This is a genomic window from Rhodophyticola porphyridii, from assembly GCF_003688285.1.
In the GTDB taxonomy this organism is placed as follows: domain Bacteria; phylum Pseudomonadota; class Alphaproteobacteria; order Rhodobacterales; family Rhodobacteraceae; genus Rhodophyticola; species Rhodophyticola porphyridii.
Genome location: NZ_RCNT01000002.1, coordinates 185,239 through 202,590 on the forward strand (window position 1 = coordinate 185,239; position 17,352 = coordinate 202,590).

Sequence of the window (17,352 nt, forward strand, 5' to 3'; positions counted from 1 at the left end):
GGTCAGAGGCTGGTGGAGCGCCCGTCTGATCCGGGCGAAGCCGCGAGGTTGCTTGCGATACACGTCAATCCCTCCTGCCCGGTTGGCCCGGATGGATACCCGCGCCAAGGATAGAGCCTGTTCCGTGCGGCATATATAGCGCTCAATCGCCGGCATGTCGCGGAATCGGAAGTGTAGGACCGGCGCGGCCACGAGGGGACAGTCGGAAAAGGCCGCGCCGGTGATGATACGAACGCTTGAGATGGGGCGTTCATCACCCATTAAACGCCTGTCAGCGGGTTTGGTTCCGCGACAGGATGAATTTATTTGTCGGCATGCAGTTCATCTTTCACCTGCCCCCATGCCATCAGCGCGAATATCGCGGTGCCACCGACGATATTGCCCGCCAGAACGGGAAGGAAAAACCCGAACACCGCCTCGCCCAGAGGCAGCATGCCCTGCACCATGAGATAGGCCATCTCCACCGAGCCCGCGACGATATGGGTGAAGTCCCCGGCAGCTATCAGCCATGTGAAGACCAGAATGATGAAAAAGCTGCTTTCTTCAGCCTGGGGCATCATCCAGACAATCGCAGCCACGAGAATGCCTGCGGGAATGGCCCGGAAGAAACTGTCCACCGCGGGCATGCCGACTGCGTGTTCCGAGAGCGATATGATCGCGGGCGTCAGCTCCCCGGGCAGGGCAGGCGTATGGGCATAAAGTATCGCAATCGCGAACGCGCCCACCACATTGGCGGTCAGCACGATGGCCCATAACCGCGCGACGGCCCCGAACATGCGCAGGGTCGGGCGCGTCATCAGCGGCAGAACGGTCGTGATGGTATTTTCGGTGAAAAGCTGCATCCGGCCCAGGATCACCAGCAGGAAACCAAGCGAATAGCCGAGGTTTTCAAGCAGAAACCTCTGCGGACTGTCCGGCAGATAGGTGCGGAAGATCGCTTCGCCCAGAACCGAAAAGCTGATCATGATCCCCGCGGCGATGCCTGACCAAATCAAAGAACGGGTCGGGCGCGCCAGTTCTTCCACACCGTCGCGGCGGATGACTTCGTAGATCAGTTTTGAGGAAAGCTTCGCGGCGTCCTCGACCGAAGCCTCCTCCGCCGCCTGCTCGATACGGTTCCTGATTTTGGTGTCTTGAATGTCCACTAAGCAATCTCCGTCGATTAAACCATGATACTCCAACGCCACTCGCCGGGCGCGGTTCCGGGCAATTTCGGAACCTTTGCGTTTCTCCCGGCGTTTCGCCTGAATGTGCGAGGCGGTTTTAGGGCAGGTTCTCTGGCCTGCGCCAGTCAACGATAGCGTTTGGCCGCGACGGGTTTTGCCGGTTGTGACCCGTCAGGCGGGCAACCCGGCGGATTTCGCGCGCAGCCGGATCAGGGCCAGAACCGTGTCGATCGTTGGCGTCTCGGTGCTGGTTACGCGCCCGAGCTCCTGTACCGAACCGACCAATGCGTCGATCTCCATCGGGCGGCCCGCGTCGAGATCCTGCAACATGGAGGTTCTGTGCGCGCCCACCGCCGCGCCGCCGTCAATCCGGCGCTCGACATCGATGGGAAATTTCACACCCAGCTTTTCTGCGATCGTCTGGGCCTCCAGCATCATCGCCCTTGCAACTGCGCGGGTGCCGGGATCGGTGCAAAGCACCTCCAGCGTCGCATGGGTCAGCGCCGAAATCGGGTTGAAGGACAGGTTACCCCACAGCTTGACCCAGATCTCGTCGCGCAGGCGCGGGCGCACAGGCGCCTTGAGCCCCGCCGCCGCAAGCGCCTTGGACAGCGCCAGGGCACGCTCCGATTTCGATCCGTCAGGCTCGCCCAGGGAAAACCTGTTACCCTCCACATGCCTGATCACACCGGGTTCGGCCACCTCGGCGGCGGGATAGACCACACAGCCCAGAACCCGGTCGGGGCCGAAGCCCTCCCATTGCGCGTCGCCCGGATCGACCGAGCGCAGGCGCGTGCCCTCCAAAGGGCCGCCGATCTTGTGAAAATACCACCATGGAACGCCGTTCACGCCCGAGACGACCGTGGTCTCCGGCCCGATCAGCGGCTGCATCCGGCTGACGACGGGCGGCACCGAATGGGCCTTGAGCGTGATGATCACGTAATCCTGCGGCCCGAGTTCTTCGGGATCGTCGGAGGCGGTGATGGGCAGGGTCGTGCTCTGCCCGTCCTCGATCAGTGTCAGTCCGTTGGCCTGCATTGCGGCCAGATGCGGCCCCCGCGCCACAAGGCTGACATCGGCGCCGGCCTCCGCCAGTTTCGCCCCCATATAGCCGCCAATGGCGCCCGCGCCGAAAATGCAGATCTTCATGGGGTCGCTCCATCCGCGAGGCCGAGTTTTTCGGCCAGCCCGATCCGTTGCAGCTTGCCGGTCGCGCCTTTCGGGATTTCGTCGAGGATCAGGACCTTGCGCGGCACCTTGAAGCCCGCCACCCGCTCGGCCGCGAAGGCGCGGATATCCGCTTCGGTCGCCTCGGCCCCTTCTTTCAGCACCACGGCCGCCGCGACGTCTTCGCCCAGTTTCGGATGCGGCAGGGCAAAGGTCACGACCTGCGCAACCGCCGGATGCGCGCTGAGCACGCCATCCACCTCCAGCGGGCTGACCTTTTCGCCACCTCGGTTGATGATTTCCTTCAATCGTCCGGTCAGGGTCAGGTATCCGTCGGCATCGAAGGTTCCCTGATCCCCGGTGCGGAACCAGCGCCGCCCCTCGGCCTCGAAGAAATTCTTGGCGTTGGCCTCCGGGTTCCCCTCGTAGCCGGGCGTGACGTTGGGACCAGAAATCACCACCTCGCCCACACCGTCGGAAAGCCTGTTTTCGGTCTCGTCAGCGATGCGGATCAGCGGCCCCGCCTCCAAACCGACCGATCCGGGCTTCTGGACGCCGGGCGGTAGCGGGTTGGAGGCCATCTGATGAGCGGCTTCGGTCATGCCGTAGCCTTCGATTACCGGGGCCGAGAAGGTCTCAGACAGGGCCTCCATCACCGGTCCCGGCAGGGAGGCGGAGGAGGAGCGCAGGAACCGCAGGGGCATGTCGGCGATGGTGTCGGCATTGCGCGGCGCGCGCGCCAGGATCGCCTGATGCATCGTCGGCACAGCCGTGTACCAGCTTGGACGCGCCTCGCGCATCCAGCCGAAGAACCGGATCGCGTCGAAGCCGGGCGCGCACCAGATCGATCCGCCCGCCGCGAGCGAGGCCGAAACCGCGGCGATCAGCCCGTGAATGTGAAAAAGCGGCATAACGTTCAGGCAGCGATCCGCGGATGTCAGGTTGAGCGAGGCCTTGATATGCAGGGCCGAGGCCGCGACATTCGAGTGCAGCAGCGGCACGATCTTGGGCCGCGAGGTCGTGCCCGAGGTGTGCAGGATCAGCGCCACGTCGCCGCCACCGGGCAGGGTGCCGTCGGTCTGGCCCGCCGATCCGTCCGCACGGAGCGTGAACAGGCCCGCGGCGCCGTCATCCCCGGCCTCCAGCCAGAGGATCGTCAGGCCCATCTTTCGCGCGGCTTCGAAGGCCGGGCCGCTGTCTCCCGCCTTCAGGACCACCGCGCGCGCCCTGAGATCTTCAAGATAGAAGGCAAACTCCTCTTCGCGATAGGCCGGGTTCAGCGGGGCGGTCACGGCGGCCTGCGCGATGGTCACGAAGGCCGCGGCCATTTCGGGGCCGTTGGGCAGGACGATGGCGACCCTGTCGCCCCGTCCGATCCCGGCGGCATGCAGCGTATCGGTGACGGTGGCCGACAGATCGCGAAGCCCGCCATAGCTGAGCCATGTGCGTCCCGGTGCGCCAAAGGCGGGCGCGTCTGCATCCTGCGACGCGAACAGGGCGGCGATCGTATTGGTCATCTTGTTATCTCCGGTTCTTGCCAGTGCAGGTTCGGCTGTTTGGCGCCAGCCTGCAACCATGGCGCGCCGCGGCGGGTGCCGGCCACGTCCCTCAGGTATCCAGTTCTGTCGCGAAGGAGCGGCTGGCCCGCCCCTCGGCCTTGCGCGTTTCGTCCGCCGCCCTGATCGCGGCGTCGATCCCGCGGCGATCTGTGGTGCCGGAGAAGTTAACGCGGGTCGGCATCGCATCGGCGACGTAGACGAACCGTTCATGGGCCACATCGTAAAGCCGCCGCAGTTCGGCCAGCGGATCAGGATGATCGTCCGCCCGCAGGGACAGCCACGGGTAGTCCTCGGACCGGTGGATGACCAGCGCCGCCGACTGGGTGCCCCGCTTGTCCCCGCCAGCGCCGGCACCAGCCTCCATCGCGGCCATGAGCCGTTCCGCCAGCGGCAGATGCCGGTGGGCGTCATAGGCCGCGAGCGTCTCGCTGATCACCGAGGGTCCGGCCAGCATGTTGCCTGCCACCGAAACCTCCTGACCTGCGGTATGGCCGCACCAGTCCACGCAGTCCGCGCCCGTATGGGCGGCTAAATGGCCCCGCGCGTCGATCATGTGGATCTGGCGGCTTGCCTGGCCAGCGTCACGGGCCACCAGATCCGCCACCACATCCTCCGACCTCTCGCCCGCGGCCAGCCGGTCCGCGGCTTCGATCCCCCAGATCGGGCTGACGAACGCCTGCGTGGCGACGGCGCATTTGCCGCCGCGCAGATGCGGGACAAGCGCGCCGGTGGCGAAGAAACGGCTGGCCACGGCCACGCCGTACTCGCCGGTTTTCGCATCGCGGGCGACAATGGAGTAGGTCATGGGCGTCTACTTTCTGCGTGTCTGTCTAGCGGCCGGCGGCATAGGCCTGCATCAGGCGCGGCGTGGCCGCAGCCTTCAGCAGCCCCTCCTTGCTTCGCGAGGCGGCGGTCAGGCGACCGACAGTCCAGGGTTCGGCCAGCTCGATATCGTGGCCTTTCCGGCCAAGGGCGTCGATCACGGCCTCACCGAAGGCGGGCTCCAGCATCAGATGGCCGGGCCGCGTGGCGCGGGGGTAGAAGGACGACTGGAAATGCCCGGTATGGAACAGGGGGGCGTCGATGCCTTCCTGAAGGTTCAGCCCGCCATGGACCAGGCGCAGGAAATAGATCAGCTGCCACTGATCCTGCTGGTCGCCGCCGGGCGTGCCGAAGGCGAGGTCGAGCGATCCGTCCGTCCGGGCCGCCATCGAGGGAGAAAGCGTCGTGCGCGGGCGACGGCCCGGTGCAAGCGATGTCGGCAGGCCCTCGTCCAGCCAGAACATCTGGGCCCGGCTGTTGAGCGGCATGCCCAGCCCCGGCACCACGGGCGAGGATTGCAGCCAGCCGCCCGATGGCGTGGCCGAAACCATGTTGCCCCATTGGTCGATGACGTCGATATGCACGGTATCCCCGCGCCGCTCGGTCAGGTGGGCCATGGTCGGTTCCCCGGCGCCGACGCCGGGGGTCTGGGCCGGATCCATGCCCGCGCGCGCAACCGCCGCATCGGCCCAGGCCTCGAACCCCGCGATCCTGCCCGGGCGTTGCTCAAGGGAGGCCGTGGCCCCGATCTGGGCGCGGCGGGTGGCGGCGTAGTCTGCCGACAGGAGCGTTTCGATGGGCAGATCGGTATGCATCGGGTCGCCGTAATAGGCCTCACGATCGGCAAAGCTGAGTTTCATCGCCTCGGTCACCGCATGGACGAAGTCGGCCCCGTTCAGGTCCATCGCCGCGATATCCATACCAGAGAGTGTCTGCAGCGATTGCAGAAGCGTCGGTCCCTGGGTCCACGCGCCCGGTTTCCAGACCGTCCAGCCATGATACTCAATGCCGAGCGGATCTTCGTAGCTGGCCGACCATCCGGCCATGTCCTGCCCGTTCAGTACGCCCTTGCGCCGCCCGCCTGCGGCATCCATCACGCAAGCCTCCGACAGGTAGTCGTCGATTGCCTCTGCGATGAAGCCTTCGTAGAAAGCGCGTCGTGCGGCATCGATCTGAGCCTCGCGGCCCTTCACCGCTTCGGCTTCGGTCAGGAGCCGGTCCCAGGTATCCGCCAGATCGGGATTGGCGAACAGCGCCCCCGGCTCCGGCGCGGCCCCGCCGGGCAGCCATGTGGCATGGGAGCTTGGCCATTCCTCTTCGAAGAACGCCGCCAGCCCCGCGATGGTATGTGCGACGCGCGGCAGCACCGGATGGCCCGCGCGCGCATAGTGGATGGCGGGTTCCAGCACCGCCCGGAGCGGCAGGCGCCCGTGGTCGCGCAGCATCAGCATCCATGCGCCGAAGGCGCCGGGCACGACGGTGGCAAGCAGACCGGAGCCCGGGATGAGCGTCAGTCCCTCGCTCTTGTAATGCGCGATGGTGGCGCCTGAGGGCGCAGTGCCCTGACCGCAGATCACCTGCGGTTGTTCCGCCCCGGCCAGACGGATCATCAGCGGCATATCCCCGAGCGGGCCGTTCAGATGCGGCTCCACCACATTCAGCACGAAGCCCATCGCGGCGGCGGCATCGAAGGCATTCCCGCCCTCTTCAAGCAGTTTCATGCCCACCGCCGACGCGATCCAGTGGGTCGAGGTCGCCACGCCAAAGGTGCCGGTGATTTCGGGTCGGGTCGTGAAAGTCATCTTGAGCGTCCGATTGTTATTGTCGTTGGTCTAGTGATCGCGCGGGTCTAGCGCATCCCGAAGCCCGTCGCCAAAGAGATTGAAGCCCAGAACGACCAGAAAGATACCCGCGCCGGGGTAAAGCGCCATCCACGGCGCCTGTTCTAGGAAGTTCTTCGCCACATTCAGCATCGAGCCCCAGGACGGTGCGGGAGGCTGCTGCCCCAGGCCGAGAAACGACAGCGATGCCTCGGCGATGATCGCGGTGGCGATGGTCAGCGTGGCCTGCACGAGGATCGGCGGGAAGATGTTGGGCACGATGTAGCGGGCCACCAGCGCGAAAGGCTTCAACCCGACGGCCCGCGCGCTTTCAACGTAGTCTTCGGTCATCACCATCATGGTCTGGCCCCGTGCCAGACGTATGAAGATCGGCATCGCGGAAAGCCCGATGGCGATCATCGCGTTTGTCAGGGAGGGGCCCAGAAACGCCGCCAGGGCGATGGCGAGGATCAGAAACGGTGCGGCCAGAAGCGCCTCGGTCACGCGGCTGATGACGGCATCCGTCCAGCCGCCGAAGTAGCCCGCCATCACCCCGAGCGGCACGCCGAGACAGACCGCGATCGCGACGGAGATCACACCGGCCAGCAGCGAAGCCCGCGCGCCCCAGACCATGCGGGACAGTACGTCGCGGCCGATCTCGTCGGTGCCGAACGGATGGGCGGCGGAGGGCGCCTGGCGGACCGCCATCCAGTCCGTCGCGACCGGATCGACGATCGGCAGGATCGGGGCCAGAAGGGCCACGGCGACGAAGAACACCACGATCGCCCCGCCCAGAAGCGCCGCCGGGCTGGCCCGCATCTTGCGCAGGAAACGGCTCTGCTTTCTTGGCAGCGTTGCGGGTGAGGTTTTTGCGGGTTCGGTGGCGGCGGTCATTTGTCCCTCATGCGCGGGTTCAGGACGCGGTAGGCCACGTCTGCCAGAATGTTCATGAAGATGAAGGCGACACCGGTGCACAGCACGATCCCCTGCACGACCGCATAATCGCGGTTGAACACGGCATCGACCACCAGCTTGCCAAAGCCGGGTATGGTGAAGATCTGCTCCGTCAGGACGGCGCCGGCCAGAAGTTCCCCGAAGATCAGCGTAGTGACCGTGACGATGGGCACCAGCGCATTCCTGAGCGCGTGTTTCACCAGCACCACGCGCTCGGCCAGGCCCTTGGCGCGCGCGGTGCGGATATAGTCCGACTGCAACACGCTCAGCATTGCCGATCTCGTGTGGCGCATCAGGGTGGCGGCGAGTGCGGTGCCCAGCACGAAGGCCGGCATGAGCATGGTTCGTATGGATTGAAGCGGGTCTTCGCTGAACGGCTGGTAGCCCGAAGCTGGCAGCCACCCAAGCTTCACCGAGACCAGAAGGATCATCATGATCCCAAGCCAGAAATTCGGCACCGACAGCCCCGAGAGAGCCACCACATTGGCGACCCAGTCGATCCATGTGCCCTTCTTGTAAGCCGACAGAACGCCCGCGGGCACGCCGATCACCAGTGCGAAGACCAGCGCCATGACCGCAAGTTGCAGAGTGACGGGAAGCTTTTCACCGATCAGTTCGAGAACCGGCTGGTTGGTTCTGAACGAGATCCCGAGATCGCCCTGCAGCGCATTGCCGACCCAGGCCAGATACTGGATCGGGATCGGGTCGTTCAGGCGGTACTTCTCGCGCAGGAACTCCAGCACTTCGGGGTCACGCTCCTCCCCGGCCAGCACCAGGATCGGGTCGCCCGGCAGCAGGTGCTGCAATGTGAAGACGAAGATCGAGATCAGGATGATCGTCGGGATCGCAATCAGGATACGGCGTCCGATGAAGGCCAGCATGGGGCTCTCCTGCGTGAACAAGCGGCAAGGGGTGGGATGCGCGGGACGGACCCCGCACAACCCCTGTTTTTCCGGTCAGCCCGTCATTCGGACAGGGTGACGCCTTCAAGCCGGATCATCCCGTCGGGATAGGGGGTGAACCCCTCGACCGAGTTGCTCAATGCCCAGATCCATGTCGGGTGGTAGAGATAGATGATCGGCAGATCCTGGATCAGGATATCCCGCGCCGCATTGTAGCTTGCCTGACGGACGGCCGTGTCGGTCGATGTGCGCGCCTCGTTGAGAAGCCGGTCCACCTCCGGGTTGGAGTAGCCCGAGTCGTTGATGCCGCCATCGGTGGTCATGAACTGATGGATGTTGCCATCGGGGTCGACCCGGCCCGACCAGCCGATCTGGCTGGCGGTATAGTCGCCGGCAGACTGATCGGCGAGCAGCGTGGCAAATTCCTTGGCCTGCAGCTCCAGATTGATGCCGGCTTCGGACGCCATGGCCTGAACGACCTGCATCATCTGCAATTGCACCGGATTGTTTGTGACCTGGACGGTGATGTCGATGCCATCGGCAAACCCGGCTTCGGCCAGAAGTGCACGGGCGGCCTCCACATCGCGTTCGGGTACGGGATAGGCATCATTGTACCATGGCGAGGTCGGCGGGAACGGTTGGTTGCCCGGCGCGAAAGCACCTTCGAACACGACCTGGTTGATGACACTACGATCAATCGCAAGCGACAATGCCTGACGGATCCGGGCATCCTGCCCAAGCGGGTTATCCGCGCCGGCGCCATTGTTCACATTGATCGTAATGCCCTGATATCCAAGCGAAACCGCTTGTTCCAGTTGCAGGTTTTCGTCGTTGTTGACGGACGCCACATCGGTTGCCGCGAGGCGTTCCAGCATATCCAGATCACCCGCCCGCAGGTTTGCAAGGCGCACGGTTGTGTCGGGGATCGGCAGGAAGGTGACGCTGTCGACATTGATCGCATCGGCGTTCCAGTAATCGGCAAAACGGTTCAGGACGATACGGTCCTGCTGGATCCGCTCGCCAAAGCTGAACGGGCCCGAGCAGACCGGGTTCAGCCCCAGATCGGTGCCTGCCGCCTCGAACGCGGTCGGCGACAGCATCATGCCGGCGCGGTCGGCGAACTGTGCCAGAAGCGTGGCGTCAGGCGCGCCAAGGGTGAAACGGATGGTCATGTCGTCCACCACCTCGACGCCGGTGATCGAGCTCAGCTCGGATTTCCGGCGGCTTTCCGGCAGGTTCTGGCTGCGGTCGATATTCGCCGCCACCGCCTCGGCATTGAAGGGCGTACCGTCATGGAACACAGCGCCTTCGCGCAGCGTCATGGTGAGTTGCAGTCCGTCATCGGACCATTCCCAGCCCGTCGCCAGTTGCGGGATGATCTCCAGATCGGGCGTGATGTCGACCAGCTTGTCGCAAAGCGAGGCATAGACGATCCGGCCCACGAATGTGCGGGACTGGTCAGGGTCGAGCACATCGGGGTCTTCCTGAAGGCCGATCCGCAAATCCTGTGCATGAAGCGCCGTTGCCGCAAGCCCGAAGGCGAGCGCAAAGGCCGTGAGTTTCGATGTTACCATTTTTTGGTCCTCCATCTGGTGGGATTGGGTGCGCCCGGTTACGGGTCGTTATTCTTGTCTGTCGGCGCGGTGGCGCTGCCTGCCATCGCGCGGGCGTATAAGGCAAAGCGTTCGGTCGCCGCGGGGCTGCGCGCCGCCTCTGCATTCGTGAGCCCTTCAAGCGTAAGCGTCTCGGCGTGATGACACGCCACCTGTCGCCCGCCGGGCAGGGTGCGCAGTTCGGGCCGCGCGCTGCGGCACAGCTCGGTCGCATAGAGACAGCGCGGGTGGAACCGGCAGCCCGACGGCGGGGAGATCGGATTTGGGGGATCGCCCTCCACCGGCGTGTGGGCGCGCCGCGCACCATGGCTCGCCACCGGGATCGCGGCCAGAAGCGTTTCGGAATAGGGATGGCGCGGGGATGAATAAAGCGCGTCCGCGGGGGCGCATTCCACGATCTCTCCCAGATACATCACAGCGACCCTGTCGGCCATATGCCGGATAACGGCGAGGTCATGGGCGATCACCACGAGTGTCAGGCCGAATTCGTCCTTCAGGTCTTCCAGCAGGTTCACCACCTGGGCCTGGATCGACACGTCCAGTGCGCTGACCGGCTCGTCCCCGATCAGCACGGTGGGGCCGGTGGCCAGCGCTCGGGCAATCCCGATCCGCTGGCGCTGCCCGCCGGAGAATTCATGCGGATAGCGATCTGCATGGGCGGGCCGCAGGCCGACCCGCGTCAACAGTTCGGCCACCCGTTCGCGCCGTACGCGGGCAGGCCCGGTGCCATGAACGCGCAACGGTTCCTCGATCAGCGCGCCGACCGTCATTTGCGGGTTCAGCGAGGAGAAGGGATCCTGAAAGATGAACTGCAGATCGCGCCGCAACGCGCGCATCCGGTTCTTGTCGATATGGGCCAGATCCTCCCCATCATACCAGACCTCGCCCGAGGTCGGCTCGATCAGGCGAAGCAGCAGCCGTGCCAATGTGGACTTGCCGCACCCGCTTTCGCCAACGATGGCGAAGGTTTCTCCCTGCCCGATATCGAGCGACACACCGTCGACCGCCCGAACCACCGTCGGCGTGCCGAAAATCGGCCTTGCGGTGACGAAGTCCTTGCGCAGGTCGCGGGCGGCGAGAATGGCGGTCATGTCCCGGTCTCCCTCAGATCGCGCGCGGCGAGGTTTTCAAGCGGCGCATGGATGCAGGCGACCTCATGCCCCTCGCCGCAGGGGCGCAGCACCGGAACGGTCTCGCACGCCTCCGTGCGAAACGGACAGCGGGTTGCGAAACGGCATCCTTTGGGCATCGCGCCGGGCTGCGGCACCACGCCCGGCACCGTCACCAGCCGGTCCTGCCGCCGCCCGAGCGAGGGCATCGAACTCATCAGGCCGATCGTGTAGGGGTGCTGGGGGTCGGTGAAGATGCGTTCCACGCTGCCGGCCTCAACGATGTGCCCGCCATACATCACCGCCACCTTGTCGGCCATTTCCGCCACCACCCCCAGATCGTGGGTGATCATGATCATCGCGGCACCGGTTTCGGATTGCAGAACGCGCATCAGATCGAGGATCTGGGCCTGTATCGTGACGTCCAGCGCAGTGGTCGGCTCATCGGCGATGAGGAGTTCGGGGTCGTTCGCAAGCGCCATGGCGATCATCGCGCGCTGCCGCATTCCGCCCGAAAGCTGATGGGGGTATTCGTCCAGCCGTTTTTCGGGCGCGGGGATGCGCACCCGGCGCAGCATCTCCAACGCGCGGTTCCTTGCCGCGGCACGGGAAACTCCCTTGTGCCGTCGCACGGATTCAGCGATCTGCTCCCCGATCCTGAGTCCGGGATTGAGCGAGGTCATCGGTTCCTGAAAGATCATCGCCATGCGGCCGCCGCGGATCTCGCGGAAGTCCGCGGGCTGCATCGACAGAAGATCCTCCCCGCCAAGCCGGGCGGTGCCGCCTGAAATCGACAGCGGCGGGGACTGCAGCAGCCCCATCAGCGCCAGCGCCGTCAGGCTTTTCCCGCAGCCGCTTTCGCCCACGACACAGAGCGTCTGCCCGGGAGCCAGCGTGAAGGACACGTTGTCGACGATGTTCTGATCCATCTTGCCCAACCGTACCGACAGGCCGTCGACATCGAGGATCGGCAAAGCATCGGCGGGTGACGGCATCACTCCGGGCCCCTTTCGCGGGAGAGTTCCAGGTTTTCCTTCAGCGCGGTCAGATGCGCGCGCATCGCCGCGCGGGCGCCCTCTTCGTCGCGGGCGTTGATCGCGGTGATGATCTGGTGGTGATGCGCGTCATACTCCGCCATCAGGTCCTTGGACCGCGCGGTGTCGCGTTCCTGCCGCCAGCGCGGATCGGCCCGCACCTCGTTGATCAGCGCGAAGGCGGTATGCAAGATCGGGTTGCCCGCGATGCGCGCGATCAGGCGGTGCAGCGATCCATCCCAGAGTTCGGCCGCATCCGCATCCGCCGAGCGCCCGGTGCGGTCCGCCAGATCGTGCATCCGCGCCACATCCTCGGAGGTCGCGCGCCGCGCGCAGAGCGCTGCAAGTTCGGGTTCGATGGCAAGACGCGCCTCCATCACGCTCATCGGGTCGGTGTCCGGCGCGATGGCGGCCACCAGCCGCCCGTTCGGGTCGGGCGGTTCGCCGGCGAAAGTGCCCTTGCCCTGTCGGCGCCAGATCAGCCCCTCGGCCTCAAGCGCATCAAGCGCCCGGCGCACCGCCCGGCGGCTGACATCGAAGCGGGCGCAAAGGTCGCGTTCCGTGGGAAGCTTGCCGTCCTCGGCGATCTCGCCTTTTCGGATCATCTCCCGGATTTCGGCGCGTGCAAGCGATGCATTGTCAATTCTGTGCGCGGTGTCGGGCATTCAGGTGACCTGCATGTGAACCAAAGGGAAATTGGCGTCGAACCAATGTCAGAATGGTTCAGTCCGTAAACAGGGTCAAGCGATTCCTGCAACAGCCCTGATCCGGCATTCCGAATGTCGGTGCTAGGCCCGCGGCTGGCAGGCGGGGACGTACGGCCCGGACGCCCCGATACTAGGGCCGTGAAACGGGCGATCCATATCATGCGGGGCAGGGGCAGGCGCGATTTCACAACTGCTTGCGAAACCGGCACCCGAACAGCAAAAAGGCGTCCCGAAGGACACCTTTTGAGCATTCGATGCAGTCTTATCAAACTGGAGCGGGCGATGAGATTCGAACTCACGACCCTAACCTTGGCAAGGTTATGCTCTACCCCTGAGCTACGCCCGCTCTCTGTGAGAGGCGTGTTATAAACTTCGCAAAGGCGGTGCAAGACCAAAATTGCGTGAACGGCTCGCCATTAATCCAAACGGGCACCGCGAGCGCCGGGTATCCTTGGGGGATGGCGGGCCCCGAACCGGCGCAAAGGAGCCGCCTGCGCCCGCTCGGCGCCGTTCCGCTCATAGAGCCGGGCCGACAATCAAAAATGGATTGGTCCCCTTTTTACCATGCCGGCCCAACCCATATGCGCCGCATGAGGCATGGTGCCTCTGACTTCGGGCCAGAAGAGGCCCCGTTCCAAGGAGCGAAAGCAAATGAAAACCGTTGTTTCCACCGTTGCCCTGATCGCAGCCCTGACCGCCGCACCGGCGTTCGCCGAAACGATGGTCAGCGATACAGACGGAGATGGTCTCTATAGTCTCGAAGAGGTGCAAGCCGCGATGGAAGACGTCACCGAAGAGATGTTCGCCGCCGCCGATACGGATGGCGACGGCTTCTTGTCGGAAGATGAACTGACCGCCGCAGAAGAGGCCGGCACCTTCGACGCCTAACCACACGCAAGACCGGTCGCCGCATCCAGTGGTGCGGCGGCCGGTTCCAGGTCGGAGATCAGGCCTCGAATTCCACAAGCAGATCCTTGGCGTCGATCTGTCCGCCAGGGGCCACATGCACCGCCTTGATCACCGCGTCGCGATCGGCATGGATGCCGGTTTCCATCTTCATCGCCTCGATGGTCAGCAGCAGATCGCCTTCTTTGACCTTTTTGCCCGCGGTCGCCGCTACTGAGGCGACGACGCCCGGCATCGGCGCCCCGATATGGCAGGGGTTGCCTATCTCCGCCTTGGGGCGCTTGGCCGTGGTGGCCGCCGCGCGGCGGTTGGGAACACGGACGGTGCGGGGCTGGCCATTCAGCTCGAAGAAGACCTTGGCCTCGCCTTCCTCGTTCGTTTCGCCGACCGCCTGCATGCGGATCACCAGCGTCACGCCGGGATCTATCTCCGCCTCGATCTCCTCGCCGGGTTCCATTCCGTAAAAGAAGGTGCGGGTGGGGATCGTGCGGACCGGCCCATATTCCGCGTGGCGCGTCATGTAATCGGTGAAGACCTTGGGATACATCAGATATCCGTTCAGATCCTCGTCATCGATCTCGACGCCCAGTTGCGCGGCAAGCTTCTGCCGTTCCGCCTCCAGATCAACGGGTTTGAGATGCCTGCCCGGGCGTTCCAGCACCGGCTTTTCATCCTTCAGCACCTTTTTCACGATGCCCGGCGGGAACCCACCGGGCGGCTGGCCCAGATTGCCGCGCATCATGTCGATCACGCTGTCGGGAAAGGCCACGTCCTTGGCGGGGTCCTCAACGTCGGCGCGGGTCAGGCCCTGGCTCACCATCATCAGGGCCATGTCGCCCACCACCTTGGAGGAGGGTGTGACCTTCACGATATCGCCGAACATCCGGTTCACATCCGCATACATCTGCGCCACTTCGTGCCAGCGCTCCTCCAGCCCGAGGCTGCGCGCCTGTGCCTTGAGATTGGTGAACTGGCCGCCGGGCATTTCATGGAGATAGACCTCGGACGCCGGCGCCTGCATGCCGCTTTCGAAGGCGGCGTAATGGCCCCGCACGCTTTCCCAGTAATCGCTGATCTCGCGGACCGCCCCGATGTCGATTCCGGTATCGCGATCGGTATGTTTCAGTGCCTCCACGATGGTGCCGAGCGTCGCCTGCGAGGTGTTCCCCGACAGCGCATCCATCGCGCAATCCACCGCGTCCACCCCCGCCTCGGAGGCGGCAAGGATCGTGGCGCAGGCAATGCCCGCCGTGTCATGGGTGTGGAAATGGATCGGCAGGCCCACCTCGTCCTTCAGTGCCCGGATGAGGATCGAGGCGGAGGCGGGCTTCAGTAAACCCGCCATGTCCTTCAGGCCCAGAACATGGGCGCCCGCGGCCTTCAGATCCTTGCCCATGGACACATAGTATTTCAGGTCGTACTTCGCGCGATCGGGATTCAGGATGTCGCCGGTGTAGCAGATCGTGCCTTCGCACACCTTCTCTGCCGCGATCACCGCATCCATCGCCACGCGCATATTCTCGACCCAGTTCAGGCTGTCGAAGACGCGGAAGACGTCCACGCCGGACTTCGCGGCCTGCGCGACGAAGCTTTCCACGACGTTGTCGGGGTAATTCGTGTAGCCCACGCCATTGGACGCGCGGAGAAGCATCTGCGTCATGATGTTGGGCATGTTGCGGCGGATGTCCCGAAGCCGCTGCCAGGGGCATTCCTGCAGGAACCGGTAGGCCACATCGAAGGTCGCTCCGCCCCAGCATTCGACGCTGAACAGCCCGGGTAGATTGGCCGCATAGGCAGGTGCCGCACGGATCATGTCGATGGAGCGCATCCTGGTCGCCAACAGGGACTGGTGGCCGTCCCGCATGGTGGTGTCGGTGATCAGCAGATGCGTCTGCGCGGCCATCCAGTCGGCCACGGCCTGCGGGCCCTTTTCATCGAGAAGATTGCGGGTGCCGGGCACGATCTCGGCTCTTTGCGGCGGCGCCTTGGGTTGCTTGATATCCGAGCGGGGCAGGGGCCGGCCTTCGGTCTCGGGGTGCCCGTTCACGGTGATATCGGCGATATAGGTCAGGATCTTGGTCGCCCTGTCCCGACGCGGCTTGAAGTCGAACAGTTCCGGTGTCTCGTCGATGAACTTGGTGTGATACTGGTAGTTCAGGAAGGTCGGATGCTTCAGCAGGTTCTCGACGAAGGCGATATTGGTGCTGACGCCGCGAATGCGGAACTCCCTCAGCGCTCGGTCCATCCGGGCGATGGCGGCCTCGGGCGTGGGGGCCCATGCGGTCACCTTTTCCAGAAGCGAGTCGTAATAGCGGGTGATGACGGCACCGGAATAAGCGGTGCCGCCGTCAAGCCGTATGCCCATGCCGGTCGCCCCGCGATAGGCGGTGATGCGCCCGTAATCGGGGATGAAGTTGTTGGTCGGATCCTCGGTCGTGATCCGGCACTGGATCGCGTGGCCGTCCAGCTTCACATCGTATTGGGAGGCCGTGCCGGTCGCCTCCACGAGGCTTTTGCCCTCGGCGATCAGGATCTGGGCGCGGACGATATCGATGCCGGTGACCTCCTCAGTCACCGTGTGCTCCACCTGCACCCGCGGGTTCACCTCGATGAAGTAGAATTTGCCGGTCTCCATATCCATCAGGAATTCGACCGTGCCCGCGCATTCGTAGTTCACATGTTCGCAGATGCGTTTGCCAAGCGCGCAGATCTCCTCGCGCTGCGTCTCGCTCAGATAGGGGGCGGGCGCGCGCTCCACGACCTTCTGGTTGCGCCGCTGGACCGAGCAATCACGCTCGTAAAGGTGGTAGATCGCGCCATGGCTGTCGCCCAGGATCTGCACCTCCACGTGGCGCGCGCGCAGGATCATCTTCTCCAGATAGCCCTCACCGTTACCGAACGCCGCCTCGGCCTCGCGCCGGCCCTCGCGCACCTTTTCCTCCAGCTCCTCCGGCCCGGCGATGGGGCGCATGCCGCGCCCGCCACCGCCCCATGACGCCTTCAGCATCAGCGGATAGCCGATCTCTTCGGCCTCTCTGGCGATGGTGTCCATGTCATCGCCCAGAACCTCCGTCGCCGGGATCACGGGCACACCGGCCTCGATAGCCACGCGGCGTGCGCTGGCCTTGTCCCCAAGCGCCCGCATCGTTTCGGCCTTCGGGCCGATGAAGGCGATACCCGCATCGGTGCACGCATCCACGAAATCGGGGTTTTCCGACAGGAGCCCATAGCCGGGATGGATCGCATCCGCGCCCGCCATCCGGGCCACCCGAATGATCTCCTCGATGCTCAGATAGGCCGCGACCGGGCCCAGTCCCTCGCCGATCTTGTAGGCCTCGTCGGCCTTGAACCGGTGCAGGCTCAGCTTGTCCTCCTCGGCATAGACCGCGACCGTGCGTTTGCCCAACTCGTTGGCCGCGCGCATCACGCGGATGGCGATCTCGCCGCGATTTGCGATGAGGATTTTGCTGAATTCGGTCATCCAATGTCCCTTTTGCGCCGTGACGGAGCCGTTTTCCCGGTCTGCTTCTGTCGGGTCAAGCCCTCATGCTGCAGAGCGGCATAATAGGGGTGACCTAGGGAAAGGGAAGCCG

General features: G+C 64.7%; 13 protein-coding genes and 1 tRNA gene. 1 reads left to right on the forward strand and 13 read right to left on the reverse strand.

All coding sequences use genetic code 11. The annotated features are described in order from the left end of the window. Nucleotides 1-302 precede the first annotated feature (302 nt). The 12 genes from D9R08_RS05495 to D9R08_RS05550 form a co-directional block, all read right to left on the reverse strand. Nucleotides 303-1,145, reverse strand: a complete 843-nt coding sequence (locus D9R08_RS05495; RefSeq protein WP_121897025.1) for a formate/nitrite transporter family protein — start codon at nt 1,143-1,145, stop codon at nt 303-305. 192 nt (nt 1,146-1,337) lie between these two features. Next, nucleotides 1,338-2,315: a 2-dehydropantoate 2-reductase gene (locus D9R08_RS05500; RefSeq protein WP_121897026.1), complete on the reverse strand. Its 978-nt coding sequence runs from the start codon at nt 2,313-2,315 to the stop codon at nt 1,338-1,340. Then, on the reverse strand, nt 2,312-3,850 hold the full coding sequence (locus tag D9R08_RS05505) for an acyl--CoA ligase (RefSeq protein WP_121897276.1): 1,539 nt from the start codon (nt 3,848-3,850) through the stop codon (nt 2,312-2,314). The genes D9R08_RS05500 and D9R08_RS05505 overlap by 4 nt, the downstream gene beginning before the upstream one ends. 91 nt (nt 3,851-3,941) lie before the next feature. Continuing rightward, nucleotides 3,942-4,697, reverse strand: a complete 756-nt coding sequence (locus D9R08_RS05510) for a DUF1028 domain-containing protein (RefSeq protein ID WP_121897027.1) — start codon at nt 4,695-4,697, stop codon at nt 3,942-3,944. A gap of 25 nt (nt 4,698-4,722) precedes the next feature. Further along, nucleotides 4,723-6,516: a gamma-glutamyltransferase family protein gene (locus D9R08_RS05515; RefSeq protein WP_121897028.1), complete on the reverse strand. Its 1,794-nt coding sequence runs from the start codon at nt 6,514-6,516 to the stop codon at nt 4,723-4,725. 30 nt (nt 6,517-6,546) lie between these two features. Next, the gene (locus tag D9R08_RS05520; protein WP_121897029.1) at nt 6,547-7,428 is read right to left on the reverse strand and encodes an ABC transporter permease; all 882 of its coding nucleotides are present in this window, start codon (nt 7,426-7,428) and stop codon (nt 6,547-6,549) included. Beyond that, nucleotides 7,425-8,369: an ABC transporter permease gene (locus tag D9R08_RS05525; RefSeq protein WP_121897030.1), complete on the reverse strand. Its 945-nt coding sequence runs from the start codon at nt 8,367-8,369 to the stop codon at nt 7,425-7,427. Before D9R08_RS05525 ends, D9R08_RS05520 begins: the two co-directional genes overlap by 4 nt. Nucleotides 8,370-8,452: 83 nt before the next feature. Beyond that, complete coding sequence (locus D9R08_RS05530) at nt 8,453-9,964, reverse strand: ABC transporter substrate-binding protein (protein WP_121897277.1); 1,512 nt, start codon at nt 9,962-9,964, stop codon at nt 8,453-8,455. Nucleotides 9,965-10,002: 38 nt separating this feature from the next. Then, nucleotides 10,003-11,094, reverse strand: coding sequence for an ABC transporter ATP-binding protein (locus D9R08_RS05535; RefSeq protein WP_121897031.1), 1,092 nt, complete (start codon nt 11,092-11,094; stop codon nt 10,003-10,005). Further along, nucleotides 11,091-12,107 carry an ABC transporter ATP-binding protein gene (locus tag D9R08_RS05540; RefSeq protein ID WP_121897032.1) on the reverse strand — a complete coding sequence of 339 codons (1,017 nt, stop codon included), beginning with the start codon at nt 12,105-12,107 and terminating at the stop codon, nt 11,091-11,093. Before D9R08_RS05540 ends, D9R08_RS05535 begins: the two co-directional genes overlap by 4 nt. Then, entirely contained in the window at nt 12,107-12,811 is a 705-nt protein-coding gene (locus D9R08_RS05545; RefSeq protein WP_121897033.1) for a FadR/GntR family transcriptional regulator, read from the reverse strand. Before D9R08_RS05545 ends, D9R08_RS05540 begins: the two co-directional genes overlap by 1 nt. 313 nt (nt 12,812-13,124) lie before the next feature. Continuing rightward, nucleotides 13,125-13,199, reverse strand: a tRNA-Gly gene (locus D9R08_RS05550). 305 nt (nt 13,200-13,504) lie between these two features. On the opposite strand from D9R08_RS05550, the gene D9R08_RS05555 reads away from it, so the two are divergent. Beyond that, nucleotides 13,505-13,741, forward strand: a complete 237-nt coding sequence (locus tag D9R08_RS05555; RefSeq protein ID WP_121897034.1) for an EF-hand domain-containing protein — start codon at nt 13,505-13,507, stop codon at nt 13,739-13,741. 58 nt (nt 13,742-13,799) lie between these two features. Here the strand turns inward: D9R08_RS05555 and D9R08_RS05560 are convergent, their stop codons facing one another. Beyond that, nucleotides 13,800-17,240 carry a pyruvate carboxylase gene (locus D9R08_RS05560; RefSeq protein ID WP_121897035.1) on the reverse strand — a complete coding sequence of 1,147 codons (3,441 nt, stop codon included), beginning with the start codon at nt 17,238-17,240 and terminating at the stop codon, nt 13,800-13,802. Between the last annotated feature and the right edge of the window lie 112 nt (nt 17,241-17,352).

Excerpts from the sequence above, each read along its gene's own strand:
- D9R08_RS05505 (WP_121897276.1), bottom strand. The coding sequence starts at position 3,850 with ATGACCAATACGATCGCCGCCCTGTTCGCGTCGCAGGATGCAGACGCG.
- D9R08_RS05520 (WP_121897029.1), bottom strand. The coding sequence starts at position 7,428 with ATGACCGCCGCCACCGAACCCGCAAAAACCTCACCCGCAACGCTGCCA.
- D9R08_RS05515 (WP_121897028.1), bottom strand. The coding sequence starts at position 6,516 with ATGACTTTCACGACCCGACCCGAAATCACCGGCACCTTTGGCGTGGCG.
- D9R08_RS05560 (WP_121897035.1), bottom strand. The coding sequence starts at position 17,240 with ATGACCGAATTCAGCAAAATCCTCATCGCAAATCGCGGCGAGATCGCC.
- D9R08_RS05525 (WP_121897030.1), bottom strand. The coding sequence starts at position 8,369 with ATGCTGGCCTTCATCGGACGCCGTATCCTGATTGCGATCCCGACGATC.
- D9R08_RS05540 (WP_121897032.1), bottom strand. The coding sequence starts at position 12,107 with ATGCCGTCACCCGCCGATGCTTTGCCGATCCTCGATGTCGACGGCCTG.
- D9R08_RS05530 (WP_121897277.1), bottom strand. The coding sequence starts at position 9,964 with ATGGTAACATCGAAACTCACGGCCTTTGCGCTCGCCTTCGGGCTTGCG.
- D9R08_RS05555 (WP_121897034.1), top strand. The coding sequence starts at position 13,505 with ATGAAAACCGTTGTTTCCACCGTTGCCCTGATCGCAGCCCTGACCGCC.
- D9R08_RS05545 (WP_121897033.1), bottom strand. The coding sequence starts at position 12,811 with ATGCCCGACACCGCGCACAGAATTGACAATGCATCGCTTGCACGCGCC.
- D9R08_RS05510 (WP_121897027.1), bottom strand. The coding sequence starts at position 4,697 with ATGACCTACTCCATTGTCGCCCGCGATGCGAAAACCGGCGAGTACGGC.
- D9R08_RS05500 (WP_121897026.1), bottom strand. The coding sequence starts at position 2,315 with ATGAAGATCTGCATTTTCGGCGCGGGCGCCATTGGCGGCTATATGGGG.
- D9R08_RS05535 (WP_121897031.1), bottom strand. The coding sequence starts at position 11,094 with ATGACCGCCATTCTCGCCGCCCGCGACCTGCGCAAGGACTTCGTCACC.